General features: G+C 64.5%; 20 protein-coding genes. 11 read left to right on the top strand and 9 right to left on the bottom strand.

The window, feature by feature from the left end; all coding sequences use genetic code 11:
* The first annotated feature begins 2 nt into the window (after positions 1-2).
* Genes ACFI9K_RS12290 through ACFI9K_RS12275 form a run of 4 tightly spaced genes read left to right on the top strand, consistent with a single transcriptional unit; the run spans position 3 to position 4451 of the window.
* A complete protein-coding gene (locus ACFI9K_RS12290; RefSeq protein ID WP_462663752.1) occupies positions 3-2000 on the top strand; it encodes an acetyl/propionyl/methylcrotonyl-CoA carboxylase subunit alpha in 1998 nt (665 codons plus the stop codon).
* Entirely contained in the window at positions 1997-3163 is a 1167-nt protein-coding gene (locus ACFI9K_RS12285) for an acyl-CoA dehydrogenase family protein (protein ID WP_462663751.1), read from the top strand. Before ACFI9K_RS12290 ends, ACFI9K_RS12285 begins: the two co-directional genes overlap by 4 nt.
* The gene (locus ACFI9K_RS12280) at positions 3160-3645 is read left to right on the top strand and encodes a MaoC family dehydratase (RefSeq protein ID WP_462663750.1); all 486 of its coding nucleotides are present in this window, start codon (positions 3160-3162) and stop codon (positions 3643-3645) included. The genes ACFI9K_RS12285 and ACFI9K_RS12280 overlap by 4 nt, the downstream gene beginning before the upstream one ends.
* Positions 3642-4451 (top strand): HpcH/HpaI aldolase/citrate lyase family protein, encoded by an 810-nt coding sequence (locus tag ACFI9K_RS12275; protein WP_462663749.1) that lies wholly within the window; start codon positions 3642-3644, stop codon positions 4449-4451. The genes ACFI9K_RS12280 and ACFI9K_RS12275 overlap by 4 nt, the downstream gene beginning before the upstream one ends.
* On the opposite strand, the gene ACFI9K_RS12270 is transcribed toward ACFI9K_RS12275, so the two are convergent.
* Genes ACFI9K_RS12270 through ACFI9K_RS12260 form a run of 3 tightly spaced genes read right to left on the bottom strand, consistent with a single transcriptional unit; the run spans position 4432 to position 6382 of the window.
* Positions 4432-4674, bottom strand: a complete 243-nt coding sequence (locus ACFI9K_RS12270; RefSeq protein ID WP_462663880.1) for a WhiB family transcriptional regulator — start codon at positions 4672-4674, stop codon at positions 4432-4434. The genes ACFI9K_RS12275 and ACFI9K_RS12270 overlap by 20 nt on opposite strands.
* Positions 4675-4733: 59 nt before the next feature.
* On the bottom strand, positions 4734-5507 hold the full coding sequence (locus ACFI9K_RS12265) for an SDR family NAD(P)-dependent oxidoreductase (protein ID WP_462663748.1): 774 nt from the start codon (positions 5505-5507) through the stop codon (positions 4734-4736).
* Positions 5504-6382: a sugar phosphate isomerase/epimerase family protein gene (locus tag ACFI9K_RS12260; RefSeq protein WP_462663747.1), complete on the bottom strand. Its 879-nt coding sequence runs from the start codon at positions 6380-6382 to the stop codon at positions 5504-5506. Before ACFI9K_RS12260 ends, ACFI9K_RS12265 begins: the two co-directional genes overlap by 4 nt.
* 177 nt (positions 6383-6559) lie before the next feature.
* Here ACFI9K_RS12260 and ACFI9K_RS12255 point away from each other — a divergent pair, with 177 nt between their 5' ends.
* From ACFI9K_RS12255 to ACFI9K_RS12240, 4 genes are all read left to right on the top strand, one after another.
* Entirely contained in the window at positions 6560-7918 is a 1359-nt protein-coding gene (locus ACFI9K_RS12255; RefSeq protein ID WP_462663746.1) for an MFS transporter, read from the top strand.
* 71 nt (positions 7919-7989) lie between these two features.
* Positions 7990-8820 (top strand): transketolase, encoded by an 831-nt coding sequence (locus ACFI9K_RS12250; RefSeq protein WP_462663879.1) that lies wholly within the window; start codon positions 7990-7992, stop codon positions 8818-8820.
* Positions 8817-9806 (top strand): transketolase family protein, encoded by a 990-nt coding sequence (locus ACFI9K_RS12245; RefSeq protein ID WP_462663745.1) that lies wholly within the window; start codon positions 8817-8819, stop codon positions 9804-9806. Before ACFI9K_RS12250 ends, ACFI9K_RS12245 begins: the two co-directional genes overlap by 4 nt.
* 119 nt (positions 9807-9925) lie before the next feature.
* Positions 9926-10585 (top strand): GntR family transcriptional regulator, encoded by a 660-nt coding sequence (locus tag ACFI9K_RS12240; RefSeq protein ID WP_462663744.1) that lies wholly within the window; start codon positions 9926-9928, stop codon positions 10583-10585.
* On the opposite strand, the gene ACFI9K_RS12235 is transcribed toward ACFI9K_RS12240, so the two are convergent.
* Positions 10582-11514 (bottom strand): alpha/beta hydrolase, encoded by a 933-nt coding sequence (locus tag ACFI9K_RS12235; protein ID WP_462663743.1) that lies wholly within the window; start codon positions 11512-11514, stop codon positions 10582-10584. The genes ACFI9K_RS12240 and ACFI9K_RS12235 overlap by 4 nt on opposite strands.
* 101 nt (positions 11515-11615) lie before the next feature.
* Positions 11616-12557, bottom strand: coding sequence for a class A beta-lactamase (bla, locus tag ACFI9K_RS12230; protein WP_462663742.1), 942 nt, complete (start codon positions 12555-12557; stop codon positions 11616-11618).
* Between the two features lie 103 nt (positions 12558-12660).
* Between bla and ACFI9K_RS12225 the strand changes: the two genes are divergently transcribed.
* Both ACFI9K_RS12225 and ACFI9K_RS12220 read left to right on the top strand, forming a co-directional pair.
* Positions 12661-13515: a LysR family transcriptional regulator gene (locus tag ACFI9K_RS12225; protein ID WP_462663741.1), complete on the top strand. Its 855-nt coding sequence runs from the start codon at positions 12661-12663 to the stop codon at positions 13513-13515.
* Positions 13512-14417 (top strand): serine hydrolase, encoded by a 906-nt coding sequence (locus tag ACFI9K_RS12220; RefSeq protein WP_462663740.1) that lies wholly within the window; start codon positions 13512-13514, stop codon positions 14415-14417. Before ACFI9K_RS12225 ends, ACFI9K_RS12220 begins: the two co-directional genes overlap by 4 nt.
* Here ACFI9K_RS12220 and ACFI9K_RS12215 read toward each other — a convergent pair.
* From ACFI9K_RS12215 to ACFI9K_RS12205, 3 genes are all read right to left on the bottom strand, one after another.
* Positions 14390-15079: a hypothetical protein gene (locus tag ACFI9K_RS12215; RefSeq protein WP_462663739.1), complete on the bottom strand. Its 690-nt coding sequence runs from the start codon at positions 15077-15079 to the stop codon at positions 14390-14392. The genes ACFI9K_RS12220 and ACFI9K_RS12215 overlap by 28 nt on opposite strands.
* 114 nt (positions 15080-15193) lie before the next feature.
* Entirely contained in the window at positions 15194-16003 is an 810-nt protein-coding gene (locus ACFI9K_RS12210) for an enoyl-CoA hydratase/isomerase family protein (protein WP_462663738.1), read from the bottom strand.
* Positions 15987-17522 (bottom strand): acetyl-CoA acetyltransferase, encoded by a 1536-nt coding sequence (locus ACFI9K_RS12205; RefSeq protein ID WP_462663737.1) that lies wholly within the window; start codon positions 17520-17522, stop codon positions 15987-15989. Before ACFI9K_RS12205 ends, ACFI9K_RS12210 begins: the two co-directional genes overlap by 17 nt.
* A 62-nt stretch (positions 17523-17584) precedes the next feature.
* Between ACFI9K_RS12205 and ACFI9K_RS12200 the strand changes: the two genes are divergently transcribed.
* Positions 17585-18190 (top strand): TetR/AcrR family transcriptional regulator, encoded by a 606-nt coding sequence (locus ACFI9K_RS12200; RefSeq protein ID WP_462663736.1) that lies wholly within the window; start codon positions 17585-17587, stop codon positions 18188-18190.
* 10 nt (positions 18191-18200) lie between these two features.
* Here the strand turns inward: ACFI9K_RS12200 and ACFI9K_RS12195 are convergent, their stop codons facing one another.
* On the bottom strand, positions 18201-18794 hold the full coding sequence (locus ACFI9K_RS12195; protein ID WP_462663735.1) for a hypothetical protein: 594 nt from the start codon (positions 18792-18794) through the stop codon (positions 18201-18203).
* Between the last annotated feature and the right edge of the window lie 45 nt (positions 18795-18839).

Below are 18839 nucleotides of genomic sequence, written 5' to 3'. Positions count from 1 at the left end.
GCATGACCACGATGATCGACACCATTCTGATCGCCAACCGCGGCGAGATCGCCGTCCGAGTGGCACGCACGCTGCGTCGCATGGGGATTCGCACCGTCGCCGTCTACAGCGATGCGGACGCCGACGCGCGGCACGTCCACGAAGCCGATACTGCCGTACGACTCGGCCCCGCCAGCGCACGGGAGAGCTACCTCGACATCGGCAAGGTGATCGCGGCCGCGAAAGCCACCGGGGCACAGGGAATTCATCCCGGCTACGGCTTCCTGTCCGAGAACTCGGAATTCGCAACCGCCTGTGCTGCAGCCGGAATCGCGTTCCTCGGGCCACCGGCCAAAGCCATCGAAGTGATGGGCGACAAGATCGCCGCGAAGGCTGCCGTCAGCGCCTTCGGCGTCCCCGTCGTACCCGGCATCTCCCGACCGGGTCTGACCGACGACGACCTCATCGCCGGCGCGCCCGACGTCGGCTTCCCCGTCTTGGTCAAGCCGTCCGCAGGCGGCGGCGGTAAGGGCATGCGCCTGGTGGAGCGCGCCGAGGATCTTCCCGCGGCATTGGCCAGCGCTCGCCGAGAGGCAGCGTCCTCGTTCGGTGACGACACCCTCTTTCTCGAGCGATTCGTGTTGCGGCCGCGGCACATCGAGGTGCAGATCCTCGCCGACGGTCACGGCAACGTCATCCATCTCGGCGAACGCGAATGCAGCCTGCAGCGACGCCATCAGAAGGTCATCGAAGAGGCGCCGTCGCCCTTGCTGGACGAAGCAACCCGGTCACGCATCGGCGAGGCCGCGTGCAACACCGCCCGCAGCGTCGACTACTCCGGGGCGGGCACGGTCGAATTCATCGTCTCCGCAGACAGCCCGGACGAGTTCTTCTTCATGGAGATGAACACCCGGCTACAGGTGGAGCACCCGGTCACCGAGATGGTCACCGGACTCGATCTCGTCGAGTGGCAGGTGCGCGTCGCCGCCGGTGAAGCGCTCACTCTGAGCCAAGACGACATCCAGCTGACCGGCCACGCCATCGAGGCCCGCGTCTATGCCGAGGACCCCGGCCGTGGATTCCTCCCCACCGGCGGCACCGTCGTCGGACTCCGTGAACCCACCGGACCGGGCGTCCGCGTCGACTCCGGCCTCGCCGTCGGAACCGAGGTGGGCAGCAATTACGACCCGATGCTCTCGAAGGTGATCGCCTACGGCCCCGATCGCAGCACGGCTCTGCGTAGCTTGGACCGCGCACTGGCCGACACCGCGGTCCTCGGAGTCGTCACCAACATCGAGTTCGCACGATTCCTGCTCGCCGACAACGATGTTCGAGCCGGCAACCTCGATACCGGACTGCTGGACCGCCGGGTAGAGGATTTCGTAGCCGCCGAGGCAACCGACGAGTCGCTGATCGCCGCGGCAGCCATCGCCTGGCTCGATGTGTGGCACTCGGCCGGACAGGACATCTGGGGTTCGCCGTCGGGATGGCGAGTGGGAGCGCACGCGCCGTTCCACTGCCGTCTGGCATCCGGCGGTCGCACAGCTCACGTGTCCATCACCGGGACACTCGATGCTGCGACGGTCGTCGTCGACGACGGAGTGCCGCGCTCCCTCCGGGCAACCGCCGCCGAGGATTCCGTGAATCTGGTGCTCGATGATCGACGCGAGACGATGACGTTCGCCCGAAGCGATTCGTCCACCTGGATTTCCAGCTCGCGCGGCACGTGGCGAGTCGATCGGATTGCCGAGCCCAGTGTTCGCGAGAACGAAGCGCACTCCGGCAACGCCGAAATCCTCTCACCGATGCCGGGTTCGATCATCGCGATCGGAACCACCACCGGAAGTGCTGTCACGGCAGGCTCTGCCATCGTCGTCGTCGAGGCGATGAAGATGGAACACACCCTCACCACACCCATCGACGGCACCGTCGAACTTACTGTTGCCGTGGGGGATCAGGTCCGCGTGGACCAGATCCTCGCCCGAATCGTTCCCATAGACACAGAACAGGACCAGCCATGACCGATCATCTGTCGTCGTCGAATCTGCCCGACGAGTATCAGCAACTGGTGAAGTCCGTTGCCGACTTCACCCGCACGGTAGTCGCACCGGTCTCGGCCAAACACGATGCCGAACACTCGTTTCCGTACGAGGTCGTGGCCGGAATGGCCGAGATGGGACTGTTCGGCCTGCCGTTCCCCGAGGAGTTCGGCGGTATGGGCGGTGACTACTTCGCGCTGTGCCTGGCGCTCGAAGAACTCGGCAAAGTCGATCAGAGCGTGGCCATGACACTCGAGGCCGGTGTGTCGCTCGGTGCCATGCCCGTCTACCGCTTCGGTAATGATGCGCAGAAGCAGCAGTGGCTGCCCAAGCTCACTGCCGGTAAGGCTCTGGCTGCGTTCGGTCTGACCGAACCCGGTGCCGGAAGTGACGCGGGCGGCACCAAGACCACCGCCAAGCGCGACGGCAACGACTGGATCATCAACGGCAGCAAGCAGTTCATCACCAACTCGGGCACCGACATCACCGAACTCGTCACCGTCACCGCCGTGACCGGCGTCGACGAGACCACCGGACGCAAGCAGATCTCCTCAATTCTGGTGCCCACCGACACCCCCGGGTTCGTCGCCGAGGCCGCGTACAACAAGGTCGGGTGGAATGCGTCGGACACGCACCCGCTCAGCTTCACCGATGTGCGCGTGCCACAGGAGAATCTGCTCGGGCAGGAGGGCCGCGGGTATGCGAACTTTCTGCACATCCTCGACGAGGGTCGCATCGCGATCGCTGCCGTGTCGGTCGGTGCCGCGCAGGGTTGCGTCGACGAGAGCGTCAAGTACGCCAAAGAGCGTGAGGCCTTCGGTGCACCGATCGGCCGCAATCAGGCGATCTCGTTCAAGATCGCCCGCATGGAAGCCCGCGCCCACACCGCGCGGACGGCGTACTACGACGCAGCGGCATTGATGTTGGCCGGCAAGCCATTCAAGAAAGCGGCGTCCATCGCCAAGCTCGTCGCCTCCGAGGCGGCGATGGACAACGCCCGCGACGCGACACAGATCCACGGCGGCTACGGCTTCATGAACGAATACGTCGTTGCCCGGCACTACCGCGACAGCAAGATCCTCGAAATCGGCGAGGGCACCACCGAAGTTCAGCTGATGCTGATCGCACGGAGCCTGGGACTATGACGGACAAGCACATTCGCCAGCGCGGCCTGTGGTTCGAGGAGATGGAGCTTGGGACCGTGTACGAACACCGACCCGGTCGAACCATCACCGAGGCCGACAACACGCTGTTCACCACGCAGACGATGAACACCCAGGCTCTGCATCTCGACGCCGCTTACAGTGAGACAACAGCTTTCGGGCAGCGTCTGGTGAACTCGATGTTCACCGTGTCCACCCTCGTCGGGTTGTCGGTCGCGCAGCTGACCCAGGGCACCATCGTGGCCAATCTGGGCTTCTCCGAGGTCACCTTTCCCAAGCCACTGTTCCACGGCGACACCCTGTATGCGGAGACGGTGATCTCGGACAAGCGTGAATCCAAGTCTCGCCCCGGCGAGGGCATCGTGACGTTCACGCACACGGGCCGCAATCAGCACGGTGACGTCGTTGCGATCGCTGTCCGCAAGACGCTGGTCCGGATGCGCCCTTCGGAGGACCCGTCGTGAGTTGGGTCCCGCCGGGACCGGCGTGGCTGTTCTGCCCGGCAGACCGTCCCGAGCGCTACGAAAAGGCCGCAGCACGAGCAGATGTGGTCATCCTCGACCTCGAAGACGCGGTCGGTGCCGCGGACAAGGCCGGTGCTCGCGAGTCCGTCGTGTCGACCGCCCTGGACCCATCGCGCACCATCGTCCGCATCAATGCGCACGGTACCGAAGACCAGGCCGCCGACCTCGACGCTGTGCAGCAGACCGAATACACGACCGTCATGCTGCCCAAATGTGAGTCCGCCGACCAGATCAGCGCTCTGGCACCACTCAATGTCGTGGCACTGATCGAGTCCCCCCTCGGCGCGATGACGGTGTTCGACGCTCTCGCGGCCGACAACGCCATCGGTGCCATGTGGGGTGCCGAGGATCTGGTGGCCGCCATGGGCGGGAATTCGAGTCGGCTGAGCGACGGCTGCTACCGCGATGTCGCCCACCATGTTCGATCGCAGACCTTGCTCGCCGCCAAGGCACGCGGGGTGTTCGCGCTCGATTCCGTGTACCTCGACATTCCCGATCTCGACGGGGTTCGCGCCGAGGCCGACGACGCCGTGGCCGTGGGCTTCGACGGCAAGGTGGCCATCCACCCCAGCCACATCCCCGTCATCCGCGACGCCTACGCCCCCACGCCCGACGAGATCGAATGGGCCACAGCCGTACTCGAAGCCGTCGAACACAACCGGGGGGTCTTTGCCTTCCGCGGCCAGATGGTGGACGCCCCAGTGCTGGCCCATGCTCGACGCATCGTCAACCGCAGGCCCGCGTAGTTCTTTCGCGTTCGGTCAATCCGCCCCAGATACCGTACGGCTCATCGCATCGCTCGGCGTGCGACCGGCAGTGTTCGATCACCGGACACTGCCGGCAGACGGCCTTCGCTTCGGCCTCGATGTGTCGAAGGGTCGGACCACGTAAACCGGCCTCCGGGTAGAACATGGAGATCGGCATCGTTCTGCACCGCGCCTTCAGTTGCCATTCCCAGAGTTCGGTCACCGGTGTCGGCAACGTGACGTCCACTTCGCTCGTACCTCTTCTCCGCTGCCCTCGTTCGGTCAGTGCATGTGGCTTCCACCGTTGATGTCGATGGTGGTGCCGGTGAGGTACGCGGCGTCCTCGGACGACAGGAACGTGATGACGGAGGCTACTTCCCTGGTGGTAGCGGTGCGACCGAGAGGAATACCCTGAGCGATTGCCTTTTCCTGCTCATCGGTGCTGCCGACTCGAATGTTGGTGTCCACGGCTCCGGGGGTGACTGCGTTGATCGTGACGCCGGTGTCTTCCAACTCGCGAGCCAGGGATTTGGTGAAGCCGAGCAGAGCTGCTTTGGCGGAGGAATACGGAACCTTGCCGAAGACGCCGCCGCCGCGCTGCGCCGAGACAGAAGACATGGTGATGATGCGGCCCCATCGCTGCTCGATCATGTCCGGCAAGAACGCCTTGGTCACAAGGTAGGTTCCGGTGGCGTTGACCGCGAACACCTTGTTCCACAGCTCGAGCGTGGTCTCGAGAAACGGCACCGGAGACGTGATGCCGGCGATATTCGCGAGGGCACCGACCGGCGGCAGGCTACCTGCGTCGACCTCCTTTTTGGTTGCCGCATAAGCCTTGTCGACGCTGTCTTCGTCTGCGACGTCGATCGCATGGCCGAATGCAGCGATGTTGTACTGCGCCGCGATCTCGGCAGCTACCTTCTCCGACTTCTCGCCGTCGAGATCGAGAATGACGACGCCCCAGCCGTCCTCGGCGTATCGCTCGGCGGTGGCGCGGCCGATTCCCTTGTCGGACGTGGCTCCGGTGATCACTGCGGTCCGGATGGTGGTTGTCATGATGCCTCCTGGTCGGTGTGGTGGAGAAGTTCGGTGATGAGGCGGCCGGCGGCAGCCGTTGCCGTCGGACGTTGTTCGTCGGTGGTGTCTCTGGTCTCGAGTTCGAGGGCGTAATGGCCATCGAATCCCGCGGTCCGTAGTGCATCGATGCCGCTGCGGAAATCGACGTCACCTCGGCCGACGCTGATGTTGATGTTGCCCGGCTCGTCTATTGCGTCGGATCCACCGAGTCGGACGTTGCCGCGGGTCGCATCGCGAATATGGATGTGGGCAATGCGGTGTCCCGTCGATGTCGCGAACCGCACCGGGTCGCCGCCGGAGGCAACGATGTGACTGAAGTCCATGACGATGCCGATGTCCGGATCGATCCGGTCCGCCAGAGCGGCGGCACGACCGGTAGTGCAGCACAGCCTGAGTACGTGCAACGACTCGGTCCATACGGACACCTCGCGTGTCCGCGCTCGCATGGATGCGTACGAAAGGTTGGCTGCGACCCGGTCGAGATCGGCCTCGAGGGACTCGATGGGTGAATGTCCGATGGCACCGTTGGGTAGTACGAGAGCACGCGCCCCCACCGCGGCGGCCAGGTCCAGCAAGTGGCCGAGATGACTCGATGCCGTCAGGTCGGTGGTCGGATCGTTCAAGTCTCCGACGTCGCAGTTGATCGAACGGACAGTGAGTCCCGCGGCCCGCACTGCGTCGGTCACGTCGCGAACGCCGTGTTCGTCCAGTTCGAGGGGCACGTGGTCGCACACCCCCGGAAGCGAACCCAGGTCGATTTCCGTGAAACCGAGCTCGGCAATGACGCCGAGCGCATGGCGCAGTGGCAGGTGTCGAAACGAGATCGTCGAGCAACCCAGGCGTGAATCGAACATCAGCGCCCTCCGTCCTGTCGTCGTGATGCGGACCACAGTAGGCACGATGCTGCTCAACAGTCAACCGTCGCCGGTCGACTGTTGACAGTGACAGTGCATTGGGTCACACTCAATGCTGTTGACAGTCGACGGTCACTTGGACGAGTTTGAAACCAACACCCCAGCAGGAGAGTCCCCATGAGCACAGATGCTCTGCAGATGCGCGGACCGGTTCACGGCACGAAGGACGCCAAGCGCGTCGCCGTCGGATCATCGGTCGGTGCCGTCATCGAAACGTACGACTTCATCGGCTTCGGCACCGCCGCCGCCCTGTACTTCGGAACCGCATTCTTCCCCGGCTCCAACTCGGTGACCGGCACGCTCGCCGCGTTCGCCACGCTCGGCGTCGGGTTCGCGGCCCGCCCTCTCGGCGGAATCGTCGGAGGCCATCTCGGAGATCGAGTGGGCCGCAAACCGGTACTCGTGGGCTCCCTGATCCTGATGGGCCTCGCCACCTTCGCGATCGGCTTGCTACCCACATACGCCCAGGCCGGCATCGTCGCGCCGATCCTGCTCGTGGTGGTACGCATCATTCAGGGTCTCGCCTTCGGTGCCGAATGGGGTGGCGCGATCCTGATGAGTTACGAGCACGCGCCGTGGCGCAAGAAGGGCAAGTTCACCGGCATCGTGCAGGCCGGCTTCCCGGTGGGACTACTACTGGCCAACCTCGTATTCCTCGGAAGCGTCCACCTCGGCGGAGACTGGGCGTGGCGAGTTCCCTTCCTCTTCAGCATCGTGCTGGTCGCAGTCGGCCTGATCATCCGATCCAAGGTCCCCGAGTCGCCGGTGTTCGACGACGTGAAAGAGGCCGGTGTCTCCAAGTCGCCGATCAAGGAAGCAATCAAGCACGATTGGCGAAACATCCTGCGTGGCATCGGCCTTCGCATCGCCGAAACCGCAGGATACGCAGTGTCCGTCACCTACATGATCTCCTACCTGCACACCCAAGAACTGGCGAGCACCTCCGAGACCATCACCGCTCTGTGCATCGCCTCGTTCATCGGGATCTTCGCCACCACCGGCTGGGCCGCTCTCACCGACCGGATCGGGCGACGGCCCCTATACATCGCGGTCTGCACCTTCGGTGCCGTGTTCGCGATACCGATGTTCCTCCTCGTCAACACCGGCCTGTTCCTGTTCGTCGTCGCCACCATCGTTCTCGCCTACGCCGTATGCCAGAACGCACTTGCCGGCTCACAGGGCGCCTGGTTCCCCGAACTGTTCGACGCTTCCCGTCGCGCGTCGGGAGCCTCACTCGCGTACCAGATCTCGGCAATGGTCTCGGGCTTCACACCGTTCATCACCACGCTGCTGTTCGTCTGGCTCGGATGGCTCGGGCCGGCCCTACTGTTCATCGCCTACGCCCTGATCGGGCTCGGCTCCGCTCTCGCCACCAAGGAAACCTGGGGCCCCACCGAGCGCCGCCTCGCAGCACAGGCAGAACTCGACACCCCGGCGGATTTTCCGGCCACCACCCGCGCAAAGGAACTACTGTGAGCACGATAACCGAAGCAACACTTGATGACTCGACGGCCAAGATCCAACGCGCAGCCGAGTTCGCATACGCCATGCGACACCACGTCATCGATATGGGCGAGGCTCAGGGACAGGGCTACGTAGGGCAGGCCCTCGGAGCTGCCGACATCTTCGCCGCTGTCTACGCCGACCGATTGAAGTACCGGGCCGACGACCCGGAATGGTCCGAACGTGATCGCTTCCTGCTCTCCACCGGCCACTACGCCATCGGCCTCTACGCCGCCCTGGCCGCAGCGAACATCGTGCCGGTCGACGAGCTCGAGACGTACGGCTCGGATGAGTCCCGACTCCCGATGTCCGGAATGGCCACCTACACACCGGGTATGGAAATCTCCGGCGGATCGCTCGGCCACGGACTGACCGTCGCAGTGGGGATGGCCCTCGGACTCCGCCACCAGAACTCCGCGTCCCGAGTGTTCAACTTTCTCTCCGACGGCGAACTCGACGAGGGTTCGACGTGGGAGGCCGCGATGGGAGCCCATCACCATCGACTCGGCAACCTCATCGCGATGGTCGACATGAACGCACTTCAGGCGGACGGCCCGACAGCAGGCGTACTCGGAATCGAGCCCGTCCACGAGAAGTGGGCCGCGATGGGCTGGAACGTCTACCGCGTGAACGGTAACGATCCCGCTGCTCTCTCGGAAGCCTTCGATTCCGCTTGCGCCGCAGCCGAGCCCGTCGGGACACCGTCGATCGTCATCTGCGACACCAAGATCGGATTCGGTGTTCCCTTGCTCGAGAACAGGGAGAAGGCACATTTCATGCGCATCGACGAGAGCGAGTGGAGCATCTGCCGCGATCAGTTGACCGAACGTTTCACCGACCCGACCTACCTGCAGGAAAACGAGGTTCAGGCATGACCACCACCACGCCCCCGAAGCTGAAGACATCGGCCATGATCGCCTCGTTCGTCGATCCCGGCCAACGCACCGCCGACGCCCCCTTCGGTCACGCCCTGGTCCAGGCCGCGCAGAACAACGACAAGATCGTCGGCCTCAGCGCCGATCTCGCCAAGTACACCGACATGCACATCTTCGCCCAGGCGTTTCCGGATCGCTTCTTCCAGATGGGCATGGCCGAGCAGTTGCTTCTCGGAGCCTCCGCCGGCATGGCCGAGACCGGACTGATCCCGTTCGCATCGACGTACTCGGTGTTCGCTGCCCGTCGGGCATACGACTTCCTGTGCCTCGATATCGCCGAGCCCAATCTGAACGTCAACATCATCGGCGGCCTGCCCGGCCTCACCACGGGATACGGGCCGAGCCATCAGGCGACCGAGGACATCGCTATTTTTCGCGGAATGCCGAACCTGACGATCGTCGATCCCTGCGACTCGGTGGACATCAGTGCGGCAGTGCCCCAACTCGCTGCCTCCGACGGGCCGACGTACCTGCGCCTGCTTCGCGGCAAGGTGGCGACCGTGCTCGACGAATACGATTACACCTTCGAGCTCGGCAAGGCCAAGGTCATCCGTCCGGGCAACGATGTGGTGCTGGTGTCGAGTGGACTGATGACGATGCGCGCGTTGCAGGCAGCGAAGAACCTGGAGAAGCACAACATCGACGTCGCAGTGGTCCACACCCCGACCATCAAGCCGTTCGACGCCGATACCGTTCTGGCGCAACTGGATACGCCACGATTGGCGTTCACCTGCGAGAACCACACGAGGATCGGCGGACTGTTCGAGACCGTCGCCTCGGCGATCGTGGAGCGTGGACTCGGCAAGAAGGTAGGTGCCATCTCGTTGCCCGACGAGTTCCTCGCTGCAGGTGCGTTGCCCACACTGCACGATCGCTATGGCCTGTCGACGTCGAGCATCGAATCTCGCATCATGGCCGAACTCTGACGGACGTGCGGTCCGAGAAGTCGCCACGGTGCGACGGGACGCAGCACCGTAGACTCACTGTCGACAGCTATCAGTCGACTGTCTGCAGTGGGACGTCATCGACGAAAGGAGCCCCCGCCATGGGGCAACCCGGCGCACTTCTCGGACTGCAGAAGACCAATCTGCGTCAGCAGGCGGTCACTGCCCTACGTTCCGCCATCACCAGCGGTGAGCTTCGGCCGCGCAGCTCGTTGGTCGAGACCGAGCTCTCCGAGCGACTGCAGATCAGTCGAGGAACCCTGCGCGAGGCACTGCGACAGCTGCAGCAGGAAGGCCTCGTCGTCACCGGCGCGCGTGGCCGCCTGCATGTTCGTCACCTCGACACCAAGGAAATTCAGGACATCTTCTCGGTGCGCGGCGCGCTCGAAGGTTTGGCCGCCGCCGAGGTCGCTCGCCACCCCGAGCGGCCTCGTATCGTCGCCGAGTTACGCGCGGCATTGGATTTGATGAGCAAAGCACCGAAGGACGAGACACTCGACGACCGCATCGAGGCAGATCTCGACTTTCATCGGCTGCTGTGTCGATCGGCCGACAACGAGACCCTGCTGCACTCGTGGACCAGCCTCGAAGGTTCCATTCGCATGTCCATCATGTACGCCGGACGCGACCGCGCGGTCGGCAACATGAATGCCGACCGCCACCACGAGATGGTCGACGCGATCGAGGCCGGGATCCCCGACACCGCCACCGCTGCGGTGCGTGCACACATGGCCTGGGCTGTCAGCAATCTGGTCGCTTAGTCCAACTCGACTGCCGCGGGAGGATTGAGCACACGGTCCATCGCAGCCAGATCCACGGCACGAGTGCGACGAGACAACGCCGTATCGAACATGGTGAAGCCGTGGAATGCGCCCGGCCAGCAATGGAATTCGACTCTGTTCCCGGCCGCCAGAAGACTGCGGGCGTATTCCATGCCCTGATCACGTAGCGGATCCAATTCGTTGACCGTGAGATAGGTCGGCGGCAACCCCGACAGGTCCTGTCGTCGAGCCGGAGAGGTGTTCTCGTCCGGAGCTCGGTCCCCGAGGTAGTGCTGCCAACTCAAGATGGCGTTCCCGGCGTTCCAGAACACCGCGTCGACACCCTGTTGCATCGACGGTGTGTCCGGCCTGTCGTCGAGCGCAGGCTCGATCAGTGCCTGCATCACCAAGCTCGGGTCACCGCTGTCACGAAGTTCCAACGCGGTACACGCGGCCAGACACGCTCCCGCGCTCGTTCCCAGCAGACCGATCCGCAGCGGGTCACCGCCGATGCCGGCGGCCGCGTCCATCGCCCAGCGCACAGCGGTGATGCAGTCGTGAACGGCTGCGGGATAGGGGAACTCAGGGGCCAGTCGGTAGTCGACCGCGATGACGACGCAATGCAGAGCCACAGCGAGCTCTGCATTGCGTGCGTCGTTCGAGGCCGCCGAACCCAACGCGAACCCGCCACCGTGCATTTCTACGACGACGGGCATCGCATGATCTGCCGCGGGATGTGGGACGGTGAGCCGAACTCCGACGGAGTGCCCCGCGAACGTCGCGGTCGTGTTCCGGACCTGCACACCCGAGGGTGGTGGCTCCAGAGGACCGTCCGCCGCAGCCCGCGCCGCGGGAATGTCCCGAAAATCCAGCGCCGGCACATCGGAAACCAACCGCATCAATTCGGGATCGAGGTCGTCGATACGCATATTCCCACGATAGATCCCGACACATCGACGTTCGATTGCAGACGCGGCGAGCCGCAACTCGTGCCCCTGGTCGACGCCGTCCGGCAGCCCGAGAGCTGAGATCAGCTCAGCTGATCCACTACCGTCCGCGTCGCGTCGGCGACGAGGGCGTTCATGGCCGGTGAGTCCTCTGCACCCGACGCAGTGGCACTGAGGACGACCAACAAGATCCGCTGTCCATCGGGTCCGAGCAGCAGTCCCGCATCGTTTGAGACGCCGTAGCTGCCGGTTCCGGTCTTGTCCGCCGAGGTCCATTGCGACGGGATTCCCGCACGGAAGCGGGCCGTGGACGTCTCGGTGCCGGCCATCCAGTCCAACAATTGTTCTCGCGACGCCGCCGTCAGCACATCGCCGTCGAGCAGGGTTCGATAGCCGGCCGCCATGGAGTTGGGTGTCGTGGTGTCCCGCGGATCATCCGGGATGGCCGTGTTCAGTTCCGGCTCGGTGCGATCGAGTCTGAATTCGGTATCCCCCAGCGACCGCGCGAAGTCGGTGAGTGCCGCGGTACCACCTGCCTCGCGAATGAGCAGGTTGCCGGATGTGTTGTCACTCTTGGTCAGTGCGGCCGAGGCCAGGTCAGCGAGGGTAACGACCGAGCCTGGCTGCCAGTCGACGGCGGACTCGGGCACCTTGTCTTCCGCGGTGATCGTCCTGGTGTCGGTGAGCTGCAACCTGCCCGCGTCGACGGCTGCGAGGACGGCACCGGCGGCGTACACCTTGAACGTCGAGCAGAACGCGAAACGCTCATCACCACGGTTGCTTTCGGTAGCACCGGACGCCAGATCGACGGCACTGACGCCCAGCCGTGCCCGCTCTCTGCCCTCGAGATCCGCATATGCCTGGTCGGCACTGGGCTGTTCGCTCGTGGCACCGCTCAGGGACTGGGAACTACTGGTGTCGGACCGCGGGGGTTCGGTAGTTGTTGTCGAGGAACAGGACACGCCTGCGGTCAGCGCCGCCGCTGCGATCACGGTGATCAGTCGGGTGGATGTCGAGGTACGCATGGTCTCACCCGATCACATCCCGTCACCCCCGGGCCAAGTCCCGAGGCGCTGCCGCATCATTCCTCTTCGGTATCGCGGCAGGTGACCGTGTTTCAATAGGCCGGTGGATCTTGTTCGCCATCTCGAGTATTTCGTCGCCGTCGCCGAAGAACGCCACTTCGGCCGCGCAGCGGCCACTCTCGGCGTGACGCAACCACCCGTGTCTCGGGCGATCAAGGCTTTGGAGAAGCACCTGGGTCTCACGCTCGTGGAGCGGACACCCGATGGTGCCGCCGTCACCGAACACGGTGCTGCACTGTTGCCGCGGGCCCGGTTGATCGTCGACGACGCCCGCCGCTTGAGCAGCACAGCGGAGTCACTCACCGAGTCCAGAACGGTCCGCATCGGCATCGTCCCCCAACTCGACGATGCAGTGGCCGCACGCATCGCCGCGTCCGTCGGAGTCCGGGCGCGGGTGGTGACCGGCGGCGCAGTGTCTTTGCTGGACAGCGTGCGCGCCCACGAACTCGACGTTGCAGTGATAGATCACCCGGTGGTTCTCGATCGACTGGTGGCCGGTCCGGTCATCGCATTGCCCCGACGTGTCAGTGTGCCTGCAGGTCACCGGTCGGCTCGAGCCGAGCGGCCACGACTGACCATGCTGTCCGACCTCGCCTTCGCCACCACGCCGCGAACTGCGAATCCACCCGCGCACGATCTGTTGCTCGACGTGTTCCGTCGCCATGCCCTCGATCCAGAGGTGTTCATTGCGAACAGCTTTCGCGACATCTCGATCAGTGTTGCATCGGGTCGCTGTTTCGCTCTCGTGCCGGCCGCGAGCCCGGTCCTACCCGGCACCGAGCATCTCGACCTCGTTTCCGACGACGTGGCCCTGCGAGTGCGGATCGTGCGCCGCACGGACGAATCGGACTATCTGGTCGATCTCGTCGATCGAATCCTGTTGCAGGCCCGGCAGTGAATTCGACCGAGGAGCAACTGCGCGCAGTGTTCGCCGACGCGGGCTGCCGCGGTTGGGTACGCGCCGAAAGGATCGACGGCACCGGCACAGTCGTCGAACACGAGGGAGACGATCCCGTCGTCGCCGCGTCGGTATGGAAAATCGTGGCTTTGGTCGCGGCGGCACGGGCATTCGACGCGGGATCACTGACAGCCACCGATTCGATACGACTCGTTCCGGCCCAGTGCAGCCCCGGACCAACGGGCATCGCGACCTACGCGGATCCGGTGAGCATGAGCTGGCGCGACATCGCACGGTCGATGATCACCGTCTCCGACAATGCCGCTGCCGATGCGCTTCTCGGCGCCCTGGGCCTGGATGCGCTCTCCCGAGTGATCGACGACCTCGGGCTGGAACAGACTCGGATCGTCGGTGGTACGAAGACTCTGGGTGAGCAGATCGTGCGGGACACAGGCCGATTGAGCGCTGACGAAGCGCTGGGCTTACCGGCGAGCAATTACACGGTGATCGACAGCGCGGGCTTCGATCCGGCGTACACCTCGTGCACCACACCCCGTGACAGCAATACCGTTCTGCGCTCGATCTGGCTGGGCACCGCGGCGTCACCTACGCAATGCCGGTACATGAAGGAGGTTCTTGCTCAGCAGATATGGCCGCATCGAATTCGCAGCGGGATTCCGTACCCGGATGTGCAGGTCGCAGGCAAGACGGGCACCATCGGCCCCATTCGCAACGAGGTTGCCGTGGTGACCTTTCCCGGCGAGAAGCCCGTCGCGGTGTCGGTGTTCACCAGGGCGGCGCGAATGGACCTGTACCTCCCGCTGGTCGATCAGGCCATCGGCCATGCGGCCAGGATCGCGGTGACCGCGGTACGTCAGGCACCGCATTCGGGAACGCCGTGACCGGATCGGCACCACGTGTTCACTCCGGGAGCGTCGCCCAGATCGTAGGTCATCAACACTCGGGTGTCGTTGTATCCGATACTCGGTGAGGCCTCGAATCGCTTGCCCGCGTACAGCACTCCGCCCAGTCCGTCACCGGCCAGGAACGTGCGCTCCACCAGCGTGACGACCACGCCGTCCTCTTTGTCGTCACCGATCGGGGTGTAGGTGGCCGTCCAGGTTTCGACGTCGCAGCAACTCGATCCGGTGGAGAACGTGCTGCTCGCCGGGTCGGGATCGAGATGAAGAATGCTCGCGTGCCGCTGCCAATCCCCCATGATCGTCGACGCGAGGTCGTCGTCACCCGGGTTCGATACAGGAGGAATCTCCGGCTGCACCGGATCCTGAACGGGCGGCTCGTCCACGCTGGGCTGAGCAGGGGGCAGTACAGCGGTCGGCGTCGCCACCGACGCCTCGCTCGGCCCCGATCCATCGTCCGGCTCCACGGCCACCGGACTTTCCGAGGGCGCGTTCTCGACCGGAGCCGCTGGTGGGGCAACGGCCGCAGGGGTCGACGGGGGTGCCGCCTGGGGCGCGGGACCGGTGTCGTTGCCGCCGCATGCCGTCAGGGTGGCGATGGCAACCACCGCCAACATTGCAGATCCGAACGATCGCACTCTCATGACGACTCCCCACTCGCGACGAATATCGTGCCCGGTCTATCGCCTCGGGCTCGACTCCGTTACTTGCGCTAAGCAGGTCACGCTTCGGTAACAGTGTTCATCGGCATCGAACGCTCACTGCGCGGTCCACGTGGGGTCGCGTTTCTGCAGGAATGCGGTGATGCCTTCGACCACGTCTTTCGTCGTGGTGAGTCGGTCCAATTCCTCACGGTTCTGTTGCCACGACCTGTCCTCGTGCGCAATGGTGCCGTCGGTGATGCGTCGGGCCAGTCGCTTCGATGCCCGCACCGCGAGCGGGGCACCCTCCGCGCAGAGCCGAGCGAGACCGAGTGCGGTGTCGAGGACGTCGGTGGACGGGACCACCCTGTTGACCAGTCCCCACCTCGCAGCCTCCTGCGCGGAGATCGGCTGCCCGGTCAGGATCATTTCCAACGCAATGTGTTCCGGTACCGCGGCCATGAGTCTGAAGGCTCCCCCTGCACCGGCTATCAACCCCCGGCGAATCTCGGGCAAGCCGAATACTGCCGTTTCCGACGCGACGACCATGTCCGACACCAGAGCGATCTCGGTTCCGCCTCCCATCGCCGACCCATTCACGGCCGCGATGATCGGAACCGAAATCGGGTGTTGGACGATCCCGGCGAAGCCCCACTGTTCGGTCTCGGGCGGGGTCACCGCGGCCGGACCTCCGGTGCCGAGGGCCTTCAGATCGGCACCGCCACAAAATGTTGCCGAACCAGCACCGGTCAAGACGATCGCCCGGATGTCGCGGTCGGCCTCGGCCGACTCCCACGCCTGTCCGAGCAGCGTGTGCACTCGGGCGTCGATGCTGTTGGCGGCTTTCGGCCGGTTGATCGTGACGACCAGTACGTGGCCTTCGCGCCTCGTCGATACGACAGGTTCGGGGCTAGCTGCTTCGGACACGAATGTTCCCTTCGATGATATCGACAGTGACTGTGGTGCCGATGATTTCGCGTGCAGGTTCGCTGCGATAGAGGGACAGCGCATGGGCACTGGCGACGTCCCCGGGTGCTGTCTGTGCGGCGACGCGTCGTCCGTGCTCGTCCCGTGCGACGAGGAAAGCCTGGTTCGGCTCCTGCTGGCGTGAATGCTCGACCGAGACGGTCTCCACCACGAGGTCACCGTCCTGGACCGGTGCCGTAGAAGGCGAATCGGATTGCAGCACCGCGGGTTCGGGGTTTCCGATGTAGCCGAGCGGATGCTGATCGCCACTCAACAGCACGGAGTGGTGATAGGTCAGGTAGCCGCCGTTGGCATGCACCAGCGAATGACTCTTACCACCGCGGATCTCCCGAACCGATGCGGTGATCGAATGCAGCGAGTGGCTACTGAGTGGTCCACCGAAAGAGGAGTGCCCGCCGGTCACGCTGGGAAGCAAGGACGTCGGCGTTCCGAGGTGGCGAGCGGCCAGGGTCGGCACGATCGGGAAGCAGCTGTAGACGTCCAACACGTCCAGTTGATCGACCCCGATCTCCGCTGCATCCAGCGCTCGATCGAGTGCGTGTTCCATCGCCGCAGAATGTCCGAAGCTGTTGCGCTCGAGGATGTCCACGGTGTCTTCGGCACCCGCACCACCCCAGACGTACACGATGTCGCTCTCGGGAACGCCGCGTTCACGGGCTTCGGCCAGACTCGTCACCACGATGCACGCCGCCTGGTCGACGAAAGGCATGGCGTTCATCGACAGCGGATACGGCTCGCAGACGATGCGGTTCTTCGGCGACGGCGTGCCGATATCTTCAGCCGTCCGCGCGCGGCCGTTCCACGAGTACGGATTCTTCTCGGCGACAGTGGAGAACGCGGCATACAGTTCGCTGCACTCGGCCTGCCGTGCAACCGGATCCAGGCCGGACTCGAATCTGAATCGGCTCTCGAACAAAGGGTAGATCCGCACCGGTGAAATCAGTCCGGCCTGTTGCATTGCGGCGCTTCCGAGTTGATCGAGATCGAAGCTGGGCGGACCTCCCGGGTCTGCGCTCCATCCCCCGTCCCGCACCGGGTCTCGTCCGGCCTTGACCAGCGCACTCATCGTGGCCTGAGCCTCACCGCCCGCGATCACCGCCACCGTCGACTCCCCGAACGCGATGCGCTCGGCAGCGCGGTCGAGAAGGCGCGCAGGCCATTGCCCACCGATCGGAGCATCGAACAGATCTACGGGTGTGGCGTCGAACCGACGGGCGAGCGCTGCGGCGGGGCTCGCGTACGCCCAGCTCGCGATATGGCAGAACGCGATGCTGTCCGCCCGGCCAATCCATGGCTCCGACGTGCGCGAATTCTCGAGGGCGGACGTCGTCGCGAGCGCAACCAAGTCGATCGGTTCGACGCCGACGGGTTCGCCGCGGCCACTGGCTTCTCCGATAGCCACGATCACCGGAACACGCGTCGGATCCACCGTCGACGCCTCGTGGCGTGCAGAACTCATGACCGGAAACCTATTACAGACACAGATTGTCCGCAATGCCGGGCAGATGCAACAATTTGTGGGTGACCGAGGAAGCCAGGAACCGACGGGGCCGGCCGCGCGATCCCGATCTGGAGGACCGCGTGTACGACGCAGTGCTCGAGGTCTATTGGGAAAGGGGTTGGTCCGGCTTCACCCTCGACGCCGTTGCCCGCCGCGCGTCCGTCGGCAGGGCCGCGCTCTACCGACGGTGGGAATCGAAGGGCGCTCTGGTCGTCGATGCGCTGGAAGCTCGCAGTCCGCTCGCCACGCCGATTGACCTCGGAACGCTGCGAGCGGATCTGGTCGAACTGGCGGTGCAGCTGCTGCAGGGTTACCGAGGAACAGCCGGGTTGGTCAGTCTGCGGGTCGCCCTCGACGCACGGGTGTACCCCGATCTGTTGGGTCGAATGATGGAGTCACTCAACAAGAGCCGCTTGGTCGCGGCGCGTCTCATCGTGCACCGCGCTCAGAGCAGGGGCGAACTACCCGAGTCGGCCGATACGACGCGGATTCTCGAACTGGTGACCGGAGCGGTATTCAGCCACGTCATCTTCTCGCATCGAGACGATTCCGATCGAGCCGAGACCGACCGCGTCTACGCCGAAAATCTCGTCGACGCTGTCCTGGGCGGGGTCGGTGCACTCTGACGAGGTCTCGTTACTCGTCCGCGGCATATCCCGATCGCCTTCTGTACAGACTCCACCCCGCTGCACCGCCGGCTGCCGCAGCGATCACACCGACCCCGATCGAGACCACCGGAACGACCGCAATACCGTCGTCGACGGCCACCTGCTGTGGCTGCCCGAACTGTTTCGTCGTTGCGGCAACGGTCTTCACGTCGTCGGAATAGGTTGTCGCCGAGCACGAATCGACCGCCCATGGCGCATCCTGAGTGCCGTAGGTCGTCGCGAACACCAGGTACTCCTCCTTCAGATCGAAGGTGGTGCCACACGCAGCGCTCTCACGTGCAGTGGAGATGGTCGTTGTTTCGCCGACCTCACCTCGAAAGATTTCACGGACGTCGAAGTCGTAGTACAGCGTGAGATCATCTCGCCGCTCGGCGACCGGCGTACCGATGAAGACCGCATTCTCTCCGCGGGCAAAGTCCGCGAGTTGCCGATCCAACTCCGAGCCACCCTGAAAGTAGGCACAGCTACACGCGTGTGCGGCCCCCGGTCGAGCGAACATCAGAACCACCGTCAGTGGCGTGACCACGGACAACACGAGAACACAGCGTATAAACCGCTTCATGGCGATCAGTGTCACACGCGAAGGTCGGCGAACTCCGAACGATTT

The sequence above is a fragment of the Rhodococcus sp. PSi06 genome (assembly GCF_054960675.1).
The sequence above is the reverse complement of the archived record's forward strand: the minus strand, read 5'-3'. Positions and strand labels throughout refer to the sequence as shown.